This is a genomic window from Streptomyces sp. 142MFCol3.1 (genome assembly GCF_000424945.1).
In the GTDB taxonomy this organism is placed as follows: domain Bacteria; phylum Actinomycetota; class Actinomycetes; order Streptomycetales; family Streptomycetaceae; genus Streptomyces; species Streptomyces siamensis.
Map to the genome: position 1 here is coordinate 94,919 of NZ_AUKV01000013.1, position 21,279 is coordinate 116,197.

Genomic DNA, 21,279 nt, shown 5'->3' on the forward strand with positions numbered 1-21,279 from the left:
TAACCGTCGGACCGGCTCGCCCGGTCCCCCAAGACGCCGAGAGGAGGCGATTCCAGTGATCAGCATCAACACCAGCTCCATCAGCACCGTCAAAATGACCGATCGCTCGGTCGTCTCCACGTGCATGCTCGGCGTCTCGAACCTGGGCACCGGTCTGTCCGGCATTCGTGCCGCCCGGCCGGCGTCCTCCCTGCCTCTCGCGGGCCTTCCCGTCCGTGAGCGCAATGAGCGACCGACCCAGGCACTGGAAGCGGCAGTAGTGGCAGAGGCGCACGCCTATGCCTTTGCGGCGGCCGGTGCCGGAGCCCTGAAGCAGACGACGCAGCACCACACGATGTGGGCCTTCCGTGGGCCTGAACCCTGGAGTGATCCAGCCTGATCCCCGATCAGGCCGGCGCCTTCAGGGCCGCGGAACCCCACCCGGGATCCGCGGCCCTTCTGTTTGTCCCCGACCAGGGACAGCAGAGCGAAGGGGCCTCGGGACAAGAAAAGAACCCGGTACCAGCCGCCAACCGGCCAACAGGCCGGCACGACCAGACGAGGAAGACGAACCGTGCAACTCGAAGCGCACGCCCCGTCCGTACCGCCTTCCGAAACGATCCCCCCGCCCGGCCTCACGGAGGACTCCACCTTGATCCCGCTCACCGCGCTCACCGCGCTCGACGACGCCATCGAGAACCTCGGTGTACCCGTCCCGTGCCGCTCCTACGACCCGGAGGTCTTCTTCGCCGAGTCGCCGGCCGACGTCGAGTACGCCAAGTCCCTCTGCCGCACCTGCCCGCTGATGGAGGCCTGCCTCGCCGGCGCCAAGGAGCGTCGTGAGCCCTGGGGCGTCTGGGGTGGCGAGCTCTTCGTCCAGGGTGTCGTCGTGGCCCGCAAGCGGCCGCGTGGCCGCCCGCGCAAGAACCCGGTCGCGGCATGAACATCCGCGGAACCATTGATCGCCCCCTGACGCACGACCCCAAGAAGCAGGCCCCGATGAAGCCGTCCACCAGCGAGCCCGCCGGCTCCGTCATCCCAGACTTCACCACCACAGGCGCGAACGACTCGCGTCAGAACAGGACCCGAGAGATGCAACTCATCCCAGAAGCCTTGGCTCGTGCGCATATGCACGAGCGACTGCACGAGGCCGAGCAGGAACGCCGGGCCGTGCGCCTGGCGACTGCCCGCCGGATGCAGCGTCGGGCCGAGCGCGCTTCGATGCGAGCCCGGCGCGCGCTGGCCATGGCGGTCATGCAGTAAGCCGAAGCAGTCGCGGTCAGCAACTCCTCGCGGGGGTCGGTCCGAAGGGACCGGCCCCCGCGGTGCGTGGTGCCGGGCCGCGCGCCGGTCGTGGGGATATCGTCGCCGAGTGACGAGTCTTCCCGGGGACAGTGACAGCACCGGCTCCGCACCGCGGTCCGACGGCGGCAAGGACGAGCGCATCGTGTGCGCACGCTGCGGGACCCCGGCCGACGGTCCTCAGCCGACGTGGACCTGTTCCGTGGAGAACGGCGCCCGCCATTACTTCTGCGACAACTGCGCCCGCAGCAACCTCAGGGCCATCGAGGGCCGGCTCGACTCGGCCTGGTGGTAGCGGCCGGACTCACGCCTCGCTCGCCGACGCCTCGCCGTCCGGCAGGTGTTTCGCGGGATCACGCCTCCGCTGCCGACACCTCCTCGTCCACCAGGTCCTCCGCCAGGTCCTCCGCGATCTCCTCGTCCGTCAGGAACCCCGGCAGCCACTCCTCCAGTTCGTCGCGCAGACGGACCGTCGCACCCAACTGGCACAGGACACCGATGGTGCTGAGCGTCACTCGGTGTATCAGCAGGTAGGACGGGGGCAGATTGAGCTGCTTGCCCAGCTGGTGGGCGGGGGAGCGCGGGTCGGCGATGCGGGCGGCCTGACTGCGCATCCAGCCTCGGGTGAAGGTGAACTCGTCGGCCTGCGCCGGCTCGATGATCGGCAGCAGATAGTCCAGGACCGCGTCGGGGTCGAGCTCTATGGACTCCTTGACGAAGCCTTCTTCGCAGAGCAGTCCGTAGACCGACTCGGCCTCGCCGTCCAGGGTCATGCGCAGGGAGTGGCCTATGGGCAGGGGCAGCCCGCCGGGGAGCCGGTCCACCGTGCCGAAGTCCAGCACGCCCAGCCGCCAACCGCTCTCCTCGTCCGGGAGGAGACGGAAATTGCCCGGGTGCGGGTCGGCGTGCAGCAGGCCGGTGCGCGCGGGCCCCGAGAAGAGGAAGCGTGCCAGCAACTGCCCGGCGCGGTCCCGCTGCTCCTGACTGCCGCCGGCGATCACCTCCGACAGGGGCGTTCCGTCGATCCACTCGGTCACCAGGATCTGGTCGCACTGGTGGACCACGGCCGGCACCAGGACGTCAGGGTCGTCCGCGAACTCCTCCGCGTGAGCCGTCTGGGCCTGCGCCTCCAGGGCGTAGTCGAGCTCCTCGGAGACCCGGTCGCGCAGCTCCGCGATGAGCGGCTTGATGTCCATGCCCGGGATCAGCGGACCCAGAAGTCGGGCGAATCGGCTCAGTTGTGTCAGATCGGACAGGAGGGCCTCGCCCGCTCCGGGGTACTGGACCTTGACCGCGACCTCGCGCCCGTCGTGCCACACGGCCCGGTGCACCTGACCGATCGACGCCGCCGCTGACGGCTTGTCCTCGAACTCCAGGAACAACTCGGACCAGTCCTCGCCGAGCCGCTCCTCGAGCACGGAGTGCACGGTGCGGGTCGGCATGGGAGGCGCCGCCTCCTGGAGTTTGGTCAGTGCCGCGCGATAGGGCCCGGCGACCTCCTCGGGGAGCGCCGACTCGAATACGGACAGAGCCTGCCCGAATTTCATCGCGCCGCCCTTCAGCTCGCCGAGCACACGGAACAACTGCTCCGCCGTGCGCTGCTGGAGTTCGCGGCCCACGATCTCCGCCGACTTCCCGCCGATCCGTTTCCCGAGGCCCCAGGTCGCCCGCCCGGCGAAGCCGAGCGGTAGGGCGGCGAGTTTGGCGGTACGGGTGACCGCCTTCCGGGGAAGATCAGACATGCGCCCTCCAAGTCCCAGACGGCCGTGCCGCGTACGGCCGTTGCCCCGTCATTGTCTCGTGCGGCCCGGCGTCCTCCGAGGGGTGCTCCCCTTCGGCTTTCGCCCCGGCACCGCAGGGGCATGCAGCATGCCCCCGGACCGGCCTCGCGTGCCAGTCGAATCCGGGGATCGACGCCTCCCAGCGTGCCCCCGCGCTGGAGGGCAACTCCCCGTCCAGAAAGCCGAGTACGTGCCCTGCGGCCAGTCCGGCGACACCGGCCGACAGGGCGAGATCGCAGGCGGCCACCCGCTGGGAGTGCCCCGAGCGCCACTGCGCGACCATACGGGGCCACGTCGGATCCCGGTCCGCGCGCCCCTGGTCGAGACAGCCGGCGCACCCGGTCTCGCCGGGCAGCACCAAGGGGCCGACGACCCCGGTGCCTTCGACGACACCCGCGTAAAGATGAGGTGTTCCCGAGGCGATCAATGGCTCCACCGCGGCGGGATCGGGGGCGTGGACGGCGACGCCGTCCCGCGGCGCGAGGACGACCAGGGCCATCGCGGGGACCGGCTCCGGCTCCGTATCCCTCGCTCTCCCTCTCTCCTGCTGTTTCCGCTTGGTGGACATCCGGGGCGGGCGGTCGGGTGCCGCTCGGCGCGTGGCGCGGCGGGCGGCGTCCTCGCGACGCTCGCCGACGGAGTCGGCGGGCAGCCCGCCGGGCGCCACGTCCCAGGGCTCGACGCACCCGACGTCGCGCACCTCTACCTCGCCCACGCCCGCGCCCGCGAGGAGGGAGGCGAGGACCGCTCCCACGCGTCCGGCCCCCCGCACCTGCACCCGCAGGGAGCGACGGGTGGCGAGGCGCCTGATGGCGTCGCCCGGATCCGGTGAGACGAGGGACAGGGAAGCGAGGTCCGGCCGTAGCCGGTCCAGGACGTCGCTCTTCTTGCGCAGCGCGTCCGCGGCCGGGCCGCCGCCGGTCGTGTCGTCCAGCAGACCGGACCGGGCCAGCCGGTCCACCAGCTCGTCCACACGATCCTCGGGCAGTCCCATTTCGCGTCCCTGCTCGCGCAGGAGCGGCAGTCCGCGTGTCCCGTCCAGCAGATCGAGGAAGCCGGCCGTCGTCGTGTCCATCGGGCCGAGCACCATAGCGTGCGCCGGTGCCATCCCGAACTGCACGGTGTCGAGATCCCGCCAGCCGCGCCGCAGCGCGGGCTTCACGATCGGATGCATGACCTACCCCCGTAGCCCGTAGAGCGTGCTCGTGTGCCGCCGGCGGTGTGCCTCCCACGCCGCCGACCGAGTGCCAGCATGCCCGTCCGTGACGAACCGTGCCGAAAGTTGTCCACAGGCGGCAGAGTCAGTCGTACAAATCAAGCGCTCGGGGTGTGGATCAGCATCGAACCGTCCCGGGGGCGGGACTTCCTCCATGTGCAGCGGGTAACGTCGTGGCGTGCCCGCCGACCCACTGCACCGCGCCGGAAAACCACAGCGCAGCACGACGAGCCCGCCGCCGAGCGGCTCGGTGGCGAGCGCGATCGAGGTCCGAAGGAGCACGCGACGGCGCAGAACGGTCTCCGCGTACCGCGAGGGCGATCGCACCGTCGTGCTCATCCCCGCCCGTATGTCCGAGGCGGAGGAACAGCGCTGGGTGACCGTCATGCTCGACAAGCTGGCCGCCCAGGAGAGCAAACGGCTCCTCGGGGACACCGAGCTCGCCGAGCGTGCCGAGCGCCTGTCGGAGCAGTACTTCGGCGGCCGGGCCCGTCCCAAGTCGGTGCGCTGGGTCACCAATCAGAACACCCGCTGGGGCTCGTGCACCCCGTCCGAGGGCAGCATCCGCCTGTCGCACCGACTCCAGGGCATGCCCGAGTACGTCGTCGACTACGTCCTCCTCCACGAGCTCGCCCATCTGCTCGTGCCCGGACACGGGCCGCGCTTCTGGCGGCTCCTGGAGGCCTATCCGCGCACCGAGCGTGCCCGCGGATACCTCGAAGGTGTGGTCGCCGCGGACCGGCTGCCCCATTCGCCGGCCGCGCGCGAGGAGTAAGGGCGGTTCACCCACGTCCCAAGGGGCGATTGTGTACCGGGTCTGTACCGGCTTCGTCCACTCCCGGAGTTTGCCGTTAGCCTGACGCGACGCACTCGCATTCGGGATGGGGGACGGTCGTTACGCATGGCCAGGGAATTCCAACGCGGCCACAAGGCCAGGATCAGTGACCTCACCGCGGGCACCGATCTGTACGTAGGTGTGCAGATCACCGGCCCCGGACTGACCTTCGACATCAGTTGCTTCGGTCTGGACGCCGACGAACGGCTCTCGGACGACCGGTACTTCGTCTTCTTCAACCAGCCGAAGTCCCCCGAGGAGTCCATCCAGCTTCTGGGCGCCCAGTCGGGCGACACCGAGTCCTTCCGCGTCACCCTCGACAGGATCCCGGCGCAGATCCAGAAGTTGTCCTTCACGGCGACCATCGACGGCTCCGGGCAGATGTCGCAGATCGCCCCCGGATACCTCCGAATCGTCGCGGGTGGCGAGGAGGTGGCCCGGTACTCGTTCAGCGGCGCGGAGTTCTCCACGGAGCGTGCCGTGATGCTGGGCGACTTCTACATGAAGGACGTCTGGCGCTTCGCCGCGGTGGGCCAGGGCTTCGACGGCGGCCTCGACGCGCTGCTGAAGAACTTCGGCGGCGAGGTCGCCGAGGAGGAGCCCGCCGCGCAGCAGCCGCAGAGCGGGGGCGCTCCGTCCTTCGCCCCGCCGGCCCAGGCCACCGCGCCTCCCGCGTTCGGCGCCCCGGCCGCTCCCGCCCCGGCTCCGGCCCCCGCGCCGCAGCCCGGCGGGGGCTTCGCACCGCCGCCGGGAGCCACGCCGCCTCCCGCACCGACGCCCAGCGCGCCTCCGGTGCACGCCGCGCCGACCATCATCGCGCCCCTGAACGCCCCGCCGGGCGGCACCGTGCCTCCGCCGGGACCCGCGCCGTACGCGCAGCCGCCGGGGCAGCCCGGCCCGCCCCCGGGCTACGGCCAGCAGCCCCCCGGCCAGACGGCCCCGATGCCTCCCGGCTACGGGCAGCAGCCGTCCTCCGCGCCTCCCGGTCACGGCCAGCAGGCCCCGACCGCGCCCCCCGGCTACGGTCAGCAGCCGCAGTACGGCCAGGTGCCCGGCCAGTACCCGGGTCAGCCCGGTGCCCCCTCCCCGTACGGTGTGCCCCAGGGCGCCCCGCAGGGCGGTGCCGGTGTGGCGGCGGCACTCGGCGTCTTCAAGGAGACGCCCACCGGCCAGCGATGGACGCAGCAGAACAAGAAGCTCGTCCGGGTCGACCTCGGTGTCGGCGGACAGCCCGTGCTCGCCCGCCAGGGCAGCATGGTGCTCTACCAGGGCAAGGTCGACTTCAGCTACAAGGGCGCCGGGTTCGCCGGCCGGATCGTGGGCAACGCGACCGGCCAGGAGATGCAGCTGATGCGCTGTACCGGCCAGGGCCAGGTGTTCCTCGCCGAGAACTCCACGATGCTGCACCCCATCGAGCTCCAGGGCGACGCGATCTGCGTCTCCGCGGAGAACGTCCTGGCCTTCGACGAGGCACTCCAGTACGAGGTACGCCGGATCGAGGGGCACGGCATCCCCGGTGGCGCGCTGTTCACGATGCAGTTCCAGGGAACCGGCACGATCGTCGTGAAGACGCACGGCGCCCCCGTGGTACTGCCGGTGACACCGACGACGTTCGCCGACTGCAACGCTGTCGTCGCGTGGTCCGCGGCCTCCCAGGTGGTCGTCTCCAGCCAGGTGCGGATGCGCCGCAACGCGTACCCCGGAGACACCGGCGAGAGCGTGAACCTCCAGTTCCGCGGCGCGCCCGGCAATTTCATCGTCGTCCAGCCGTACGAGGTCTGAGGGAGCCCGTCATGAACCAGCCACTCGCGGGCTTCGCCCCGGCACCCGTGTCCGCCCGCATGGAGAACCACGGCAACCACATGCTGAAGGTCGCCATGCAGACCGGAAGCGACCTCCTCGCGCGCGTGGGGTCGATGGTCGCCTATGAAGGGTTCGTCCAGTACGAGCCCAATCCGCCCGCCGTACGCCAGATCGCGCGCGACTGGGTCACCGGCGAGGGCGCACCCCTCATGAAGTGCTCGGGTGACGGCCTGCTCTACCTCGCCGACTACGGGGCGAACGTGGTCGTCATCAACCTCAACGGGGACGCGATCTCCGTCAACGCCACGAACCTGCTCGCTTTCGACGCCCACCTCCAGTGGGGTGTCGAGCGGGTGAAGGGGCTCGCCAAGTTCGCCGGGCAGGGCCTGTGGAACACCAAGATCTCCGGCCAGGGCTGGGTCGCGCTGACCTCCCGGGGCAAGCCGATCGTCGTCGACTGCGGCGGAGGCGAGGACGAGACGTACGTCGACCCGGACGCACTCGTCGCCTGGTCCCCGAACCTCAAGGTGAAGGGCAAGCGCAGCTTCAAGGCACAGTCGCTGATCGGGCGCGGCAGCGGCGAGGCGTACCAGATGGCGTTCTCCGGGACGGGCATCGTCGTCGTCCAGCCCAGCGAGGACAGCACCGACCGCCTCCGAGTCCGGGGCTGAGGGGGAGCAGGACACCATGCAGAGCTCGCTTTTCGGCTACAACGAGCAGCAGACCCAGGACCGCTACAGCCTGCAGAACTCGCAGATGCTGCGGGTCGTCCTGGAAGGCCACGACGACATCCTCGCCCGCAAGGGCACGATGGTCGCGTACCAAGGGCTCGTCGAGTTCGACGCCGAGTACCAGAACAACAGCCAGCACCGGGCCCGCGCCTACACCGGTGAGGGCCTGGACCTGATGCGCTGTCACGGGCAGGGGACGGTCTACCTGGCCAATCTCGCCCAGCACGTGCACGTCATGGACGTGGACCAGGAAGGCCTCACGGTCGACAGCAGCTACGTCCTCGCGATGGACTCCTCGCTGCACCACGAGGTCATCGCCGTCGACAGCCAGTACGGCATCTCCGGCTCCGGCAAGTACCAGCTCAACATCACAGGGCGCGGCAAGGTCGCGCTGATGACCTCGGGGATGCCGCTGCTGATGCAGGTCACGCCCGACCGGTACGTCAACTGCGACGCCGATGCCATCGTGGCGTGGTCCACCGGTCTGCGGGTGCAGATGCAGGCGCAGACACACTCCTCCGGTGTGTGGCGGCGCCGCGGCAACACCGGCGAGGGCTGGGAGCTCAGCTTCATGGGGCAGGGGTACGCGCTGGTGCAGCCCAGCGAACTGCTGCCGCCGCAGAACGCCGTGATCGGCCAGGGCCTGCGCGCCCAGTACGGCATGGGGCAGCACGGAGCGCACGCGCAGAACCAGGGCAACGCCTGGAGCTGACCATCGGACGACGGTCCCGGATCCGACCTCCCATGTCAGCGGCCCGGATCCGACCGCCCGGGCCGAGAGCTCCGGATTCGAAGGTGGCGGCCGAGCGCAGGGGCCGACGACCCGGGATCCGGAAGCGGCGGCCGAGCGTCCGGGCCGACAGTTCGGGCTCCGGCCGTGCGGCACGACGCACTCGGACGCGCCCGTCCGGGCGACGGTTCGGTTTCGACCGTCCAGCAGGCAAACGTAAGGGGCGACCGCCACCGCGGTCGCCCCTTACACGTTGCTCGAGGTCACAGGCGGGCGCGCGTGGCCTCCACCAGACGGACCACCGACTCGTCGGCCACGTCCGCGACCTTGTCGTACGTGAACCAGCGCAGGTCCAGGGACTCGTCGCTGATCGCCTCCACGGCCCCGGACGGTGCGAGCGCCGCGTACTGCACGTCGAGGTGCCAGGCGCACGGCGTGTGATGCCGGTCCAGGCGCACGGGTCCGCCGGGCAGCAGCGTCAGTCCCGGGACACCCGACTCCTCGGTGCCCTCACGCAGGGCGGCCGACGCCAGGGTCTCGTCGACCGGCTCGCAGTGGCCACCCATCTGGAGCCACATGCGCAGCTTCTTGTGGAGCGTCAGCAGCACACGCCCCTGCTCCGGGTCGATCACCAGGGCACTGGCCGTGATGTGCCCGTCCCGGCAGGCCTTCCACATCCCGTCCGGATGCGCGGCGAGATGGTCCAGGTAGGTCTGGCGCAGCTCTTCCTGGCCCTCGTAGCCCTTCAGGACGAGGACCGCGTCGTCGTACAGGCTCACTCGGCGCCGTCACCCTTGTCGTCGTCCTCGGGGGCGTCGTCCTTGCCGAGGTCCGTCTTGCCCGCGGTGCCGCCGGCCGCCTCGCCGAGCATCTTGTCGAGCTCGGAGAAGTCCAGCTGCTCGCGGTGCACGAAGCCGTCCGGGTCGTCCAGGTCGGACGCCGTCGGCAGCATGTCCGGGTGGGCCCACAGGCCGTCACGGCCGTCGACGCCGCGCGCGTCCGTGAGCGAGGCCCACAGCCGCGAGGCGTCCCGAAGGCGGCGCGGACGCAGCTCCAGACCGATCAGCGTGGCGAACGTCTGCTCCGCGGGACCGCCGGTGGCGCGGCGGCGGCGCAGGGTCTCCCGCAGCGCGTCCGCGGACGACAGGCGCGGCTTGGCGGCCGAGTGCACGACCGCGTCCACCCAGCCCTCGACGAGCGCCAGCGCCGTCTCCAGGCGGGCCAGCGCGGCCTTCTGCTCAGGGGTGTCCTCCGGCTGGAACATGCCCTGCTGGAGCGCCTGCTGGAGTTCCTCCGGGTTCTGCGGGTCGAACTGGCCGACCACGTCCTCCAGCTTGGCGGTGTCGACCTTGATCCCGCGCGCGTAGCCCTCGACCGCGCCGAACAGGTGCGAGCGCAGCCACGGCACGTGCGCGAAGAGACGCTGGTGGGCCGCCTCACGCAGAGCGAGATACAGGCGTACCTCCTCCTGGGGGATGCCCAGGTCCTTGCCGAACGATTCGATGTTCAGCGGCAGCAGCGCGGCCTTGCCGGCCGGGCCGAGCGGCAGACCGATGTCCGTCGAGCCGACGACCTCGCCCGCGAGCACGCCCACGGCCTGCCCGATCTGCGTACCGAACATGGCCCCGCCCATGGAGCGCATCATGCCGATGAGCGGGCCCGCCATGGCCTGCATCTCCTCGGGCAGGACATCGCCCATGGCCGCGCCGACGCGTTCGGCGACCGGGTCGACGAGCTCCTTCCACACCGGAAGGGTCGCCTCGACCCATTCCGCGCGGCTCCAGGCCACCGCGGTCCCGGCGCCCGGGGGCAGGGACGTCGCGTCGTCCAGCCACAGGTCGGCGAGGCGCACGGCCTCTTGGACCGCGGAGCGCTCGGAGGGGCCGATGCTCGAGTCCTTGGTGCCGTCGGACGTGCCCTGGGCGACCGTCTGGCGGGCGATCTGCTTGGCCATGTCCCAGTTCACCGGGCCGCCCTCGTACGAGAGCATCTGGCCCAGCTGCTGGAACGCGGCGCCCAGGTCATTGGGGTTCATGGAACCGAACATGGCTGCGAGCGGATTGTCGGCGCCGGGGCCACCGGCTCCGGGCAGCCCGAAGCCGAACGGTCCCTGAGCACCGCCGCCCTGCTGGTCCTTCTTCTTGCCCTCGTCGCCGTTCTCCGGCTCCTCCGGCGGAAGGCCGAATCCGAATGGGGTGTCACTCACGGGGTTCCTCGGCTGGTAAGGCCGCCGGTTCTTCCCGACGGCGGCTGCCCACAACACCACCCAGCGTAGACACCACAGCCCGATCGGGCCTCAGTGCTTCGCCGACTCTCGGCCTGCGGCAGGATGGATGCCACCTGGTACGGACGCGTCCTGCGCGTCCGCTACTGAAGACAACCGCTGGAGACGCCCGGTGAGTTCCCCAGATCCGCAGGTTCGCGCAGCGCGAAACCACTCAACCAGCCCCGCCTCGCGCGGCCCCGTCGTCGCGGTCACCGGCGCCGCGGCCGGCGTGGGAGCCCTGCTCACCGAGCGGCTCGCCGCCAGCGGGGAGATCAAGCAGGTCATCGCGATCGACGAGCGGCGCGGCGAGTGCGCGGCGGCCCAGTGGCACATCCTCGACGTGCGGGACCCGGCGATCGCCGAGAAGCTGCGCGGGGCGGACGTCGTGGTGCATCTGGCGCTCGACCTCGATCTGGAGACGGACGCGGCCGCCCGGACCGCCTACAACGTCCGGGGGACGCAGACCGTCCTGACCGCCGCCGCCGCGGCCGGGGTCCACCGGGTGGTGCTGTGCACCTCGGCGATGGTCTACGGGGCGCTGCCCGACAATGAGCTGCCCCTGGCCGAGGACGCGGAACTGCGGGCGACGGCCGAGGCCACGGGCGTCGGCGACCTCCTGGAGATCGAGCGGCTCGCCCGGCGGGCGCCGCGCGCGCATCCGGGTCTCAACGTCACGGTGGTACGGCCCGCCGTCCTTGTCGGCGGTACCGACACCGCGCTGACCAGGTATTTCGAGTCGCCGCGACTGCTCGTGGTGGCCGGGTCGCGGCCCGCCTGGCAGTTCTGCCACGTCGAGGATTTGTGCAGTGCCCTGGAGTACGCCGTCGTCGAGAAGGTCGAGGGTGAGCTCGCCGTCGCGTGCGACGGATGGCTGGAGCAGGAGGAGGTCGAGGAGCTGAGCGGGATCCGGCGGATGGAGCTGCCGTCCGCCGTGGCGCTCGGGGCGGCCGCGCGACTTCACCGGATCGGGCTCACTCCTTCGCCCGCCGGGGACCTGGCATACACGATGTACCCGTGGGTGGTCAGCGGGAGCCGGCTGCACGACGCCGGGTGGCGGCCGCAGTGGACCAACGAGGAGGTCCTCGCGGAGCTGCTGGAGGAGGTCTCCGGGCGGCACACCGTGGCGGGGCGGCGGCTGGGGCGCAAGGATGCGACGGCGGCGGGGGCCGCGGGGGCGACGGTTGCGCTGTTGGGTACGGCTGCGTTGGTGCGGCGGGCGCGGAAGGCTCGGCGGCGCATCTGACGGCGCCCTCGGGCGCCGGGCTCCCCTTTCCACCGGGTGGCTGCTTCCATCAGGGTGGCTGTCTCCGCCGGGCGTTCCCTGGGGGAGCTGTCGCCGTCCCGGCCGGGGTGATCGCCGGCTTCGGATCCGTGGCAGGTGTCGTGGGCGGTGGGTTTCGCCCCCTCCGCCCCTGCCCGTCCCGTTGTCCTGGGGGCTGCCGGCCCCGGACCCCCGCATCGGCCCGGACGGCCCCGTCCTCAAACGCCGGACGGGCTGAAAGCACCCCCGGCGCGGGCTCGGCGTCCGGCGGTCCGTGGGCAGGCCGGAAGCACGGGCGGCCCGTCGGGCCCGGGGTACGGCGTCCCACCGGTTCGTGCGTTCTGTAGGAGGCTCCAAAGGGGCACGCGCGTGTGCCGGGGGAATGGTCTCTTTCTTGTTGTCAGTGGTGTGGGGCACGATGGGCTCATGGCATCCACGAACGACCATCCCGGTGAGCAGGCGGCGCAGGATGCGATCAGGCTGATCGCCATCCGCGAGACGCCGCTGTCGCTGGACGAGGTCTTCAAGGCGGTGGGGGACGACGCCGCCGGCGGGACGGCGCTGTTCGTCGGGACCGTGCGGAATCACGACGGGGGTGCCGACGTCGACGAGCTGGGGTATTCGTGTCATCCCAGCGCCGAGGCGGAGATGCGGCGGATCGCCGAGAAGGTGGTCGCCGAGTATCCGGTGCGGGCGCTGGCCGCCGTCCACCGTGTCGGGGACCTGAAGGTGGGGGACCTCGCCGTCGTCGTCGCCGTCTCCTGCCCCCACCGGGGCGAGGCCTTCGAGGCGTGCCGCAAGCTCATCGACGACCTGAAGCACGACGTGCCGATCTGGAAGCACCAGAAGTTCTCCGACGGCACGGAGGAGTGGGTCGGCGCCTGCTGAGAGCCGACAGGGTGGCCCCTGGTCCTCCGGTTGCGTAACTCGCCCCCTGCCGTGAGCGTTAGCACTGCGGATGGTTAATCTGCTGATCAGTCAGTTGCGGTCGCTCATGGGGTTGGGAGGTCGACATGGCGGCGCTTGCCTGGTTGCTGGTTCCGCTTGTGGCTGCGGTCGGTGCCGGACTGTGGGGCAGTTGGGCCGGCCGGAACCGCAAGACGGCCGGGGACGGTGTCGAGCTCGCGGGATACACGCGCTTTCGCGAGGCCATGGAGCGGCGGACCGAGATCCGGGCTGAGGCCAAGGAGAAGTCGCACTCCGACGCCCACTGATCCCACCGCTCCGCGCCCCCGGACGGACGGCCCCGACGGTGCGCTTACAGCACCGTCCCGTACTGTCGTTCCATGCCACGCCGCACCGCGACGATGCTCGCTTCGACACTCATCCTGATCGCGCTCCTGTGCGCGGGGGTGTTCATCAAAGTGCCGTACTCGGAGATGTCCCCGGGGCCGACGGTGAACACGCTGGGCGAGCACGACGGCGAGCCGGTGCTGCAGATCTCCGGTCACAAGACGTACCCGGCCACCGGGCACCTGAACATGACGACGGTCCGCGTCACCAGCGCCGACTACAACATGAACCTCGTCGAGGCCGTTTACGGCTGGCTGGCGCACGACAACAAGGTCGTGCCGCACGACACGCTCTACCCGGACGGCAAGACCGAGGAGCAGTCGACCCAGGAGAACGCCGAGGAGTTCAGCCAGTCCCAGGAGAGCGCCAAGGTGGCGGCGCTCAAGGAACTGGACATCCCGGTGAGGTCCTGGGTGATCGTCTCCACCGTTCTCAAGGGCTCCCCGGCCGAGGGCCGACTGCACGCCGGTGACGTGATCAAGGCCGTCGACGGCACCGCGGTGAAGGCGCCCGACGACGTCGCGAAGCTGGTCACCGAGCACAAGCCCGGCGAGAAGGCCGTCTTCACGATCGTGCCCGCCAAGGAGCAGGCCGCCGCCGAGAAGGAGAACCGGACGGCGACGGGGACGAAGGACGTGACGATCACCACGGCCAAGTCCGACGACGGCGGGACGCGGCGCGCGATCGTCGGGATCTCGGCCGGGACCGACCACACGTTCCCGTTCACCATCGACATCAAGCTCGCCGACGTCGGCGGACCGAGTGCCGGCTTGATGTTCTCGCTCGGCATCGTCGACAAGCTGACCCCCGGCAACCTCACGGGCGGGAAGTTCGTGGCCGGCACCGGAACCATCGACGACAACGGCAAGGTCGGCCCGATCGGCGGCATCGAGATGAAGACGGTCGGCGCGCGCCAGAAGGGCGCCGAGTACTTCCTGACGCCCAAGGACAACTGCGCGGCCGCCGCCAAGGACACCCCCGCGGGCCTCACGCTCGTGAAGGTCGACACCATCGACGACGCGCTGAACGCCCTCAAGGACATCAAGTCCGGCGACACCGCCGCCCTGCCGAAGTGCTCCGCCAAGGGCTGAGCCGGCCACAGCCGCGACCCTGGACGGGGGCGCATCCCGCGCTCGTCCCCGGACGGGGGCGCACCTCGCGGCCGGGCCGCCCCCGCCGCGACGGTCAGTCCGCGAACGTCGCCGAGAGCGCCTCCGCGAGCCCCGGCACGAGGTCCGAACCCGTGAGCACCTCGGTCGCGGCGTCCTTCTCGCGCAGCCGGAGCGCGGAGTCGCGGGTGCCGTCACGCAGCACGCCGACCGTCATACGGACCTCCTGGCGGTCCGGGTGCTCGGCGACCCAGCGGGCGAGCTTTTTCTCGCTGAGACCTTCCGGGACGGAGGCCTCGGCCGACGGCGGCAGCATCAGCCGCTCCACGGTGAGCGCGCAGCCGATGACGGCGTCCGGCCACGCGATGGTGCCGAGGAACTCGTCCAGCGCCTTGCCGGCGGGGATCTCGTCCTGCTCGATCGGGGTGAGACCGGAGGTCTTCTGCTGCTCGTCCTCCAGGCCGAGCTGGGCGGCGAGGCCGGGTTCCTGGGCCCGCAGCCGTGCGGTGTCTACGAGGGCGAAGAGGCGAGCGGGCTGGTCCCAGCCGAGGCCCGAGGCGTACTCGTCGATCTCGAGTACGGCCCGGGTGAGGGGGGTCGCTGCCATGGGAGTGTTGGACATGGTCACAATCCTGCCTCGTTCGTACCCGAATCCGGGAACCGAGTAAAGCGTGAGTAAGTTGCATAGATGAGGCCCCACGATCACGGAGCCTTGCGGACGGTCCACCATCACGGGGGCCTGACGGATCAACAGCGACTTCGAGGTGCGCACCTTGGCTTTCCAGATGCCGGACCGCGGCGGAGGCCCGACGGGGCCACGGATCAGAGTGGGCCGACCGTCCCGGCGTGTCCGGACCCTGCTCATGACACTGGCCGTGCTGGCCGTGCTGGCCATGGCCTTCGTCATGTTCGCGGGGTTCTGGACGGACTGGCTCTGGTACCGGTCGGTTCACTACTCGTCGGTCTTCACGACCACCCTGTGGACCAAGATCGGACTCTTCTTCGTCTTCGGCCTGCTGATGGCGGCCGCGGTCGGGGTGAACATCTGGCTCGCGCACAAGATGCGCCCGCCGCTGAGCGCCATGTCGATGGAGCAGCAGAGCCTCGACCGCTACCGCATGGGCATCGCCCCCTACAAGCGGTGGCTGCTCCTCGCGATCACCTCGCTGGTCGGGCTGATCGCCGGGGCGTCCGCCTCGGGCCAGTGGCGCACCTGGCTGATGTGGGTGAACGGCGTGCCCTTCCACCAGAAGGACCCCCAGTTCCACCTGGACGTCTCCTTCTACGCCTTCGACCTGCCCTGGTATCGCTTCCTGCTCGGCTTCGGCTTCGCCGCCGCCGTGCTCTCGCTGATCGCGGCCGCGCTCACGCACTACCTGTACGGCGGGCTGCGGATCACCAGCCCGGGGGCGCGCGCCACGGCCGCTGCGACCGGGCACCTGTCCGTGCTCCTCGGCATCTTCGTCGCGCTGAAGGCCGTCGCGTACTGGCTCGACCGGTACGGGCTGGCCGTGAAGTCCAGCGACTTCAAGACCACGGGCAACTGGACGGGCCTCAGGTACGTCGACGCGAACGCGTACCTGCCCGCCAAGACGATCCTGTTCTGCATCGCCGTCATCTGCGCGCTGCTCTTCTTCGCCACCCTGTGGCGGCGCACCTGGCAGCTGCCCGTCATCGGCTTCGGCCTGATGGTGCTCTCGGCGATCCTCATCGGCGGCCTGTACCCGGCGATCGTCCAGAAGTTCCAGGTCCAGCCGAACGAGCAGGCCAAGGAAGCGCCGTACGTCGAGAAGAACCTCAAGGCGACGCGTGAGGCGTACGGGATCGACGGCACCGACGTGACCGACTACCCGGGCGCGAGCACCACGAAGGACAAGATCAAGCTGCGCGACGACGCGGACAATGCCGCGAGCATCCGCCTCATGGACCCGAACGTGGTGTCGCCGACCTTCCAGCAGCTCCAGCAGGTCCGGAACTACTACGGCTTCCCGTCGAATCTGGACGTGGACCGTTACAGCAAGGACGGCAAGGACCAGGACACGGTCATCGGCCTGCGCGAGCTCAACCTCGAGGGCATCCCGAAGAACAACTGGATCAACGACCACTTCCGTTACACGCACGGTTACGGCGTCGTCGCGGCCAAGGGCACCGAGGCCGACTCCGAGGGCCGGCCCGTCTTCACCGAGTACAACCTGCCGTCCCGGGGAGACCTGGGCCAGTACCAGCAGCAGATCTACTACGGCGAGAAGACCACCCAGTACTCGATCGTCGGCGGTCCCCAGAAGGAGATCGACTACTCCGACGACAGTGGTGAGAAGACCACCAGCTACCAGGGCAAGAGCGGGGTCAGCCTGTCCAGCCCGGTCAACCGCGCCGCGTACGCGGTGGCGTTCGGCGAGCCGCAGATCCTCTACTCGGGCGCGATCGGTGACGGTTCGCGGATCCTCTACAACCGCACGCCCAAGGAGCGGGTCGAGGCGGTGGCCCCGTGGCTGACCATCGACGGCGACGCCTACCCGGCGGTCGTCGACGGGAAGATCCAGTGGATCGTCGACGCGTACACGACCACGAACGGCTATCCGTACGCCTCGCGCACCACACTCGGTGACACGACGGCGGACTCGCTGACGGCGGCCAACAACCAGCGTGCGGTGGTGGCCCAGCAGAACCAGGTCAACTACATCCGCAACTCGGTGAAGGCGACCGTCGACGCGTACACCGGTCAGGTCAAGCTCTACCAGTGGGACACCAAGGACCCGGTCCTGAAGACCTGGATGAAGGCGTTCCCGAACACGGTGCAGTCCAAGGATTCGATCTCGCCGTCGCTGATGGCTCATCTGCGGTACCCGCAGGACCTGTTCAAGGTCCAGCGCGAACTGCTCACCCGCTACCACGTGAAGGACGCGCAGACGTTCCTCAGCGGCAGCGAGGTGTGGCAGATCCCGGACGACCCGACCAATGAGTCGGGCGACGCCGTGCCGCCGTACTACCTGAGCATGAAGCTGCCGGGCCAGACGTCCCAGGCCTTCTCGCTGACGACGACGATGACACCGAACGGCCGGGACAACCTGAGCGCGTTCATGTCCGTCAACGCCGAAGCGGGTACTGGCGATTACGGCAGAATTACCATTCTGAAGCTGCCCACCGGCAGAACCGTCGACGGGCCCAAGCGGGTGCAGAGCCAGTTCAACTCCGAGCCGTCGATCGCCGAGACCATCAGTCTGCTGGAACGCGGGCACTCCAAGGTCGAGTACGGCAACCTGCTGACGGTCCCGCTCGACGGGGGTCTGCTTTACGTTGAGCCGGTCTACGTACGCGGCGGTGATCTCAAGTACCCGCTTCTGCGCAAGGTGTTGGTGACCTTCGGAGGCCGTACCGCCTTCGAGGACACGCTCGGTGAGGCCCTCAGCAAGGTCTTCGGAGCGAACAGTTCGACCCTGCCGCCGGAGAACGAGGGCACCACGAAACCGCCCACGTCGAACAACCCGACGGTACAGGAGGCGTTGAACGACGCGCAGAAGGCGTTCGACAAGGGTCAGGAAGCCCTGAAGAAGGGCGACTGGCAGTCGTACGGCGAGGCGCAGAAGGATCTTGAGGACGCGTTGAAGCGGGCCGAGGACGCCCAGTCGAAGGCGGACAACACCGCGGGCGGCAGTGGCAACAACTCGGACAAGAGCAGCGACAAGAGCTCGGGCGGCGGCTGAGCGAAGGCCCATCCCGCGCCGTGGTACGGTTGTCCCACAACGGCGCGGGGTGGAGCAGCTCGGTAGCTCGCTGGGCTCATAACCCAGAGGTCGCAGGTTCAAATCCTGTCCCCGCTACTGAAGTCGAGGGCCCGGATCCTTATCAGGATCCGGGCCCTCGACGTGTGCCACGCCACGCCGAGCCACCCACGGTGACCTGGTGTCTCGTGCGAAGCGCTGCTTCTTGCGTGGGGAGTTGGGAAAACTGTGTTTGACTTGTCTCTCTGTGGGCATGTCGACAAAACGCTGAAGTGACCTCACTGGCTGCGGTATACCAGGTGTACCCAGGTTGCAGGTGGTGCGACGATGGACGTTATGGGGGACAAGGCGACTCTGTTGGATACGGGGCGATTTGCGCAGTCTGCCGACTTTGAGCAGCCTGCGGATCTCACGCAGCCTTCCGACCGGGACGAGGCCGCCGAGGCCGCCGAGGAGGCGCGCCGGCGGCTCGACGCCGAGAGCGGCGACGTCGAGGCGATGAGCGTCCTCGGCGCGATGCTGCTGCGCCGCGGTGATCTCGACGGGGCCGAACCCCAGCTTCGTGCCGCCACCGCGGCCGGTGACCGTGCCGCCGCCAACAACCTCGGCGTCCTCCTGCATCAGCGCGGATATCCCGAAGAGGCCGCCGGATGGTGGCGGATCGCCGCCGTCGCCGGGTCCGCCGCCGCCGCGCACGCGCTCGGCCGGCACCACCGCGAGCGTGGCGACGAGCCCGCGGCCGAGTACTGGCTGCGTCAGTCCGCCGAGCAGGGGCACGCCCTCGGCGCGTACGCGCTCGCCGATCTGCTGGAGCACCGCAGCGACGTCGGCGCCGAGCAGTGGATGCGCGCCGCCGCCGAGCGAGGACACCGCGAGGCCGCCTACCGCCTGGCCCGAACGCTTGACCGGAAGGCCGCCGACGCGGGCGAGAGCGGCGCCGACAACGGTGTCATCGGAGTCATCGGGGCGGCCGGCGAGGAGGCCGAGCAGTGGTACCGGCAGGCCGCCGCGCGTGGCCACCGGCGGGCCGCGCTGCACCTCGGAGCGATCCTGGAGAAGCGCGGCGACCTCAAGGAGGCCGGGCGCTGGTACCTGACGTCCGCGAAGGACGGCGAGGCGCGGGCCGCCTGCGCGCTCGGCTTCCTGCTCCGCGACGCCGGTGACACGGAGAGCGCCGCCGTGTGGTGGCTGCGCGCCGCGCAGGACGGCGACGGCAACGCCGCGAACGCGCTCGGCGCGCTGCACGCCGAGCGCGGCGAGACGCAGACCGCCGAGCGGTGGTACCGCGCCGCCATGGACGCGGGCGACGTGAACGGGGCGTACAACCTGGGGCTGCTCTGCGCCGAGCAGGGCCGGACCGGGCAGGCCGAGCAGTGGTACCGGCGGGCCGCGTACGCGGGGCACCGCGAGGCGGCGAACGCGCTGGCGATCCTGTTGCTCCAGGTCGGCGACGCCGCGGGTGCCGAGCCCTGGTTCTCCAAGGCCGCGGAGGCCGGCAGCATCGACGCCGCGTTCAACCTCGGGATCCTGCACGCCGGGCGGAGCACGGAGGACGACGACGCCGCCGCGCTGCTCTGGTACGAGCGCGCCGCCGCCGCGGGGCACACCGAGGCAGCGCTCCAGGTCGCCATCGCACGGCTGCGGGAGGGTGACGAGCAGGACGCCGAACGGCACCTGAGGTGCGCGGCAGGTGGTGGCAGCGCGGAGGCCGCGTACCGGCTCGCCGCCGTGCTCGACGCGCGCCGGCCGCCTGCGCCCGCCCATGAGCTGGGCGAGCCCGCGCAGGAGAAGAGCGAGTGCGAGGAGTGGTACGAGCGGGCGGCGTCCCAGGGGCACCGCCGGGCGCAGGTGCGGGTCGGCATGCTGGCCGCCGCGCGCGGGGACGTGGTCGAGGCGGCCCGGTGGTACCGGTCGGCGGCGGAGGCCGGGTCGAGGAACGGCGCGTTCAACCTCGGGCTGCTGCTCGCCCGCGAGGGGAGCGAGCCGGAGGCCGCGCTGTGGTGGGCCCGGGCGGCCGACGCGGGGCACGGGCGGGCGGCGCTCCGGCTCGCCCTCGTGTACGCGCGGCGCGGTGAGCTGGCCGAGGGGCAGCGGTGGGCCGACCGGGCGGTTTCGCTGGGGCCGGCGGAGGTGGCCGAGCGGGCGGCCCGGTTGCGGGACGCCCTGCGGGAGGAGCTGTCCGCCTGACGCTGCGCGGGCCGTGGGTGGGGGCGGTGCCGGGGACCTCCGGGCTGTTTCTCGCCCCCCACCGCCCTTGCCGGCACTGGGGTGGCAGCTGGGTCTCGACCCCGCCGCCCCTGCCCGTCCCGTATCGGGGGGCTGCCGCCCCGGACTCCCGCTTCGGCCTGGACGGCTTCGTCCTCTGGCGCCGGACGGGCTGGGTGTCGCGCGGTGCTGCGCCGGGGGCTGCTTCTCGCGCCGCCGTCCCGTTCCGGGGTAGCCGCCTCCGTGCCCCGCGCCGGACGGGCTGGGGAAGCGATTTGCGCTGGTCCACACGGTTGACGTAATGTTCAGTTCACCGACGCGGGGTGGAGCAGCTCGGTAGCTCGCTGGGCTCATAACCCAGAGGTCGCAGGTTCAAATCCTGTCCCCGCTACTGAAGGCCGAAGGCCCGGAACCAATGGTTCCGGGCCTTCGGTGCGTCCCGGGCCGGTCGCTAGAAGGGGCGCAGGGGTCGCAGGAGCGGCGCAGGGTGGGGGAGAGCGGTACGGAGGCAACGCGAAGGCCCGGGCACCTTTCACAGGCGGGAGGCAAGGCGAAGGCCCCGGCACCTGTCACGGGTGCCGGGGCCTTCGTGTGCGTTCTAGGCTGCCGCGCAGTTCGGGCAGACGCCGCGGTACGTCACCTCGACGTCCGAGACGGTGAAGCCGAAGCGCTCCGAGTCCGGAAGGTCGGCGAGCGGATTGCCGTCCGGATGCACGTCGCGGATCGCGCCGCAGCGGGCGCAGACCAGGTGGTGGTGCGGGCGGTGCGCGTTCGGGTCGTACCGCTTGGCGCGCTTGTCCGTGGCGACTTCCAGCACCTCGCCGAGCGAGACCAGCTCACCCAACGTGTTGTAGACCGTCGCCCGGGAGATCTCGGGCAGCTTGGCCACGGCCCGCGCATGCACCTCGTCGGCCGTCAGGTGGACGTGATCGCCGTCGAGGACCTCGGCCACGACACGTCGCTGCGCGGTCATCCGCCATCCGCGTCCGCGCAGCCGTTCCAACAGGTCACTCATGAGGGTCAGCGTATCAGCAACCGGACCAGTT

At 70.5% G+C, this 21,279-nt stretch carries 20 protein-coding genes and 2 tRNA genes; 16 read left to right on the forward strand and 6 right to left on the reverse strand.

The genetic code is table 11. From position 1 onward, the window contains the following. Positions 1 to 55: 55 nt before the first annotated feature. The 4 genes from H305_RS0120410 to H305_RS0120425 all read left to right on the forward strand — a co-directional run bounded on the left by H305_RS0120410 (position 56) and on the right by H305_RS0120425 (position 1,576). A complete protein-coding gene (locus H305_RS0120410) occupies positions 56 to 379 on the forward strand; it encodes a hypothetical protein (RefSeq protein ID WP_028802015.1) in 324 nt (107 codons plus the stop codon). A gap of 174 nt (positions 380 to 553) precedes the next feature. After that, positions 554 to 922 (forward strand): WhiB family transcriptional regulator, encoded by a 369-nt coding sequence (locus H305_RS0120415; protein ID WP_028802016.1) that lies wholly within the window; start codon positions 554 to 556, stop codon positions 920 to 922. Beyond that, on the forward strand, positions 919 to 1,242 hold the full coding sequence (locus tag H305_RS0120420; RefSeq protein ID WP_028802017.1) for a hypothetical protein: 324 nt from the start codon (positions 919 to 921) through the stop codon (positions 1,240 to 1,242). Before H305_RS0120415 ends, H305_RS0120420 begins: the two co-directional genes overlap by 4 nt. Positions 1,243 to 1,351: 109 nt before the next feature. Further along, positions 1,352 to 1,576, forward strand: coding sequence for a hypothetical protein (locus tag H305_RS0120425; protein WP_028802018.1), 225 nt, complete (start codon positions 1,352 to 1,354; stop codon positions 1,574 to 1,576). A 58-nt stretch (positions 1,577 to 1,634) separates the two neighbouring features. Here the strand turns inward: H305_RS0120425 and H305_RS0120430 are convergent, their stop codons facing one another. After that, a complete protein-coding gene (locus H305_RS0120430) occupies positions 1,635 to 3,023 on the reverse strand; it encodes an ABC1 kinase family protein (RefSeq protein ID WP_028802019.1) in 1,389 nt (462 codons plus the stop codon). Then, positions 3,016 to 4,236, reverse strand: coding sequence for a ThiF family adenylyltransferase (locus H305_RS0120435; RefSeq protein WP_028802020.1), 1,221 nt, complete (start codon positions 4,234 to 4,236; stop codon positions 3,016 to 3,018). Before H305_RS0120435 ends, H305_RS0120430 begins: the two co-directional genes overlap by 8 nt. A 220-nt stretch (positions 4,237 to 4,456) precedes the next feature. Between H305_RS0120435 and H305_RS0120440 the strand changes: the two genes are divergently transcribed. From H305_RS0120440 to H305_RS0120455, 4 genes are all read left to right on the forward strand, one after another. Continuing rightward, positions 4,457 to 5,053: a M48 family metallopeptidase gene (locus H305_RS0120440; protein WP_028802021.1), complete on the forward strand. Its 597-nt coding sequence runs from the start codon at positions 4,457 to 4,459 to the stop codon at positions 5,051 to 5,053. Positions 5,054 to 5,179: 126 nt separating this feature from the next. Then, complete coding sequence (locus tag H305_RS0120445; RefSeq protein ID WP_028802022.1) at positions 5,180 to 6,895, forward strand: TerD family protein; 1,716 nt, start codon at positions 5,180 to 5,182, stop codon at positions 6,893 to 6,895. 11 nt (positions 6,896 to 6,906) lie between these two features. After that, positions 6,907 to 7,587: an AIM24 family protein gene (locus H305_RS0120450; protein ID WP_028802023.1), complete on the forward strand. Its 681-nt coding sequence runs from the start codon at positions 6,907 to 6,909 to the stop codon at positions 7,585 to 7,587. Positions 7,588 to 7,603: 16 nt separating this feature from the next. Further along, positions 7,604 to 8,359, forward strand: coding sequence for an AIM24 family protein (locus tag H305_RS0120455; RefSeq protein ID WP_028802024.1), 756 nt, complete (start codon positions 7,604 to 7,606; stop codon positions 8,357 to 8,359). Positions 8,360 to 8,640: 281 nt separating this feature from the next. Here H305_RS0120455 and H305_RS0120460 read toward each other — a convergent pair whose 3' ends face one another. Both H305_RS0120460 and H305_RS0120465 read right to left on the reverse strand, forming a co-directional pair. Beyond that, on the reverse strand, positions 8,641 to 9,156 hold the full coding sequence (locus H305_RS0120460; protein WP_028802025.1) for an NUDIX hydrolase: 516 nt from the start codon (positions 9,154 to 9,156) through the stop codon (positions 8,641 to 8,643). Continuing rightward, positions 9,153 to 10,583 carry a zinc-dependent metalloprotease gene (locus H305_RS0120465; protein WP_028802026.1) on the reverse strand — a complete coding sequence of 477 codons (1,431 nt, stop codon included), beginning with the start codon at positions 10,581 to 10,583 and terminating at the stop codon, positions 9,153 to 9,155. The genes H305_RS0120460 and H305_RS0120465 overlap by 4 nt, the downstream gene beginning before the upstream one ends. Before the next feature lie 190 nt (positions 10,584 to 10,773). On the opposite strand from H305_RS0120465, the gene H305_RS0120470 reads away from it, so the two are divergent. From H305_RS0120470 to H305_RS0120485, 4 genes are all read left to right on the forward strand, one after another. Further along, positions 10,774 to 11,886, forward strand: a complete 1,113-nt coding sequence (locus H305_RS0120470; protein WP_028802027.1) for an SDR family oxidoreductase — start codon at positions 10,774 to 10,776, stop codon at positions 11,884 to 11,886. A gap of 444 nt (positions 11,887 to 12,330) precedes the next feature. Further along, positions 12,331 to 12,792 (forward strand): molybdenum cofactor biosynthesis protein MoaE, encoded by a 462-nt coding sequence (locus H305_RS0120475; RefSeq protein WP_028802028.1) that lies wholly within the window; start codon positions 12,331 to 12,333, stop codon positions 12,790 to 12,792. Positions 12,793 to 12,917: 125 nt separating this feature from the next. Then, positions 12,918 to 13,118 carry a hypothetical protein gene (locus H305_RS46580; protein ID WP_037764717.1) on the forward strand — a complete coding sequence of 67 codons (201 nt, stop codon included), beginning with the start codon at positions 12,918 to 12,920 and terminating at the stop codon, positions 13,116 to 13,118. Between the two features lie 72 nt (positions 13,119 to 13,190). Beyond that, entirely contained in the window at positions 13,191 to 14,288 is a 1,098-nt protein-coding gene (locus tag H305_RS0120485; protein ID WP_028802029.1) for a PDZ domain-containing protein, read from the forward strand. Between the two features lie 94 nt (positions 14,289 to 14,382). Here the strand turns inward: H305_RS0120485 and H305_RS0120490 are convergent, their stop codons facing one another. After that, entirely contained in the window at positions 14,383 to 14,928 is a 546-nt protein-coding gene (locus tag H305_RS0120490) for a PPA1309 family protein (RefSeq protein ID WP_028802030.1), read from the reverse strand. A 163-nt stretch (positions 14,929 to 15,091) separates the two neighbouring features. Between H305_RS0120490 and H305_RS0120495 the strand changes: the two genes are divergently transcribed. The 4 genes from H305_RS0120495 to H305_RS0120510 all read left to right on the forward strand — a co-directional run bounded on the left by H305_RS0120495 (position 15,092) and on the right by H305_RS0120510 (position 20,624). Next, complete coding sequence (locus tag H305_RS0120495) at positions 15,092 to 18,010, forward strand: UPF0182 family protein (RefSeq protein ID WP_078629145.1); 2,919 nt, start codon at positions 15,092 to 15,094, stop codon at positions 18,008 to 18,010. A 43-nt stretch (positions 18,011 to 18,053) separates the two neighbouring features. Beyond that, positions 18,054 to 18,127: transfer RNA gene (locus tag H305_RS0120500), tRNA-Met, on the forward strand. 228 nt (positions 18,128 to 18,355) lie between these two features. Continuing rightward, positions 18,356 to 20,215, forward strand: coding sequence for a tetratricopeptide repeat protein (locus H305_RS0120505; RefSeq protein WP_028802032.1), 1,860 nt, complete (start codon positions 18,356 to 18,358; stop codon positions 20,213 to 20,215). Positions 20,216 to 20,550: 335 nt separating this feature from the next. Further along, positions 20,551 to 20,624, forward strand: a tRNA-Met gene (locus H305_RS0120510). Positions 20,625 to 20,831: 207 nt separating this feature from the next. On the opposite strand, the gene H305_RS0120515 is transcribed toward H305_RS0120510, so the two are convergent. After that, positions 20,832 to 21,248 (reverse strand): Fur family transcriptional regulator, encoded by a 417-nt coding sequence (locus tag H305_RS0120515; protein WP_028802033.1) that lies wholly within the window; start codon positions 21,246 to 21,248, stop codon positions 20,832 to 20,834. Between the last annotated feature and the right edge of the window lie 31 nt (positions 21,249 to 21,279).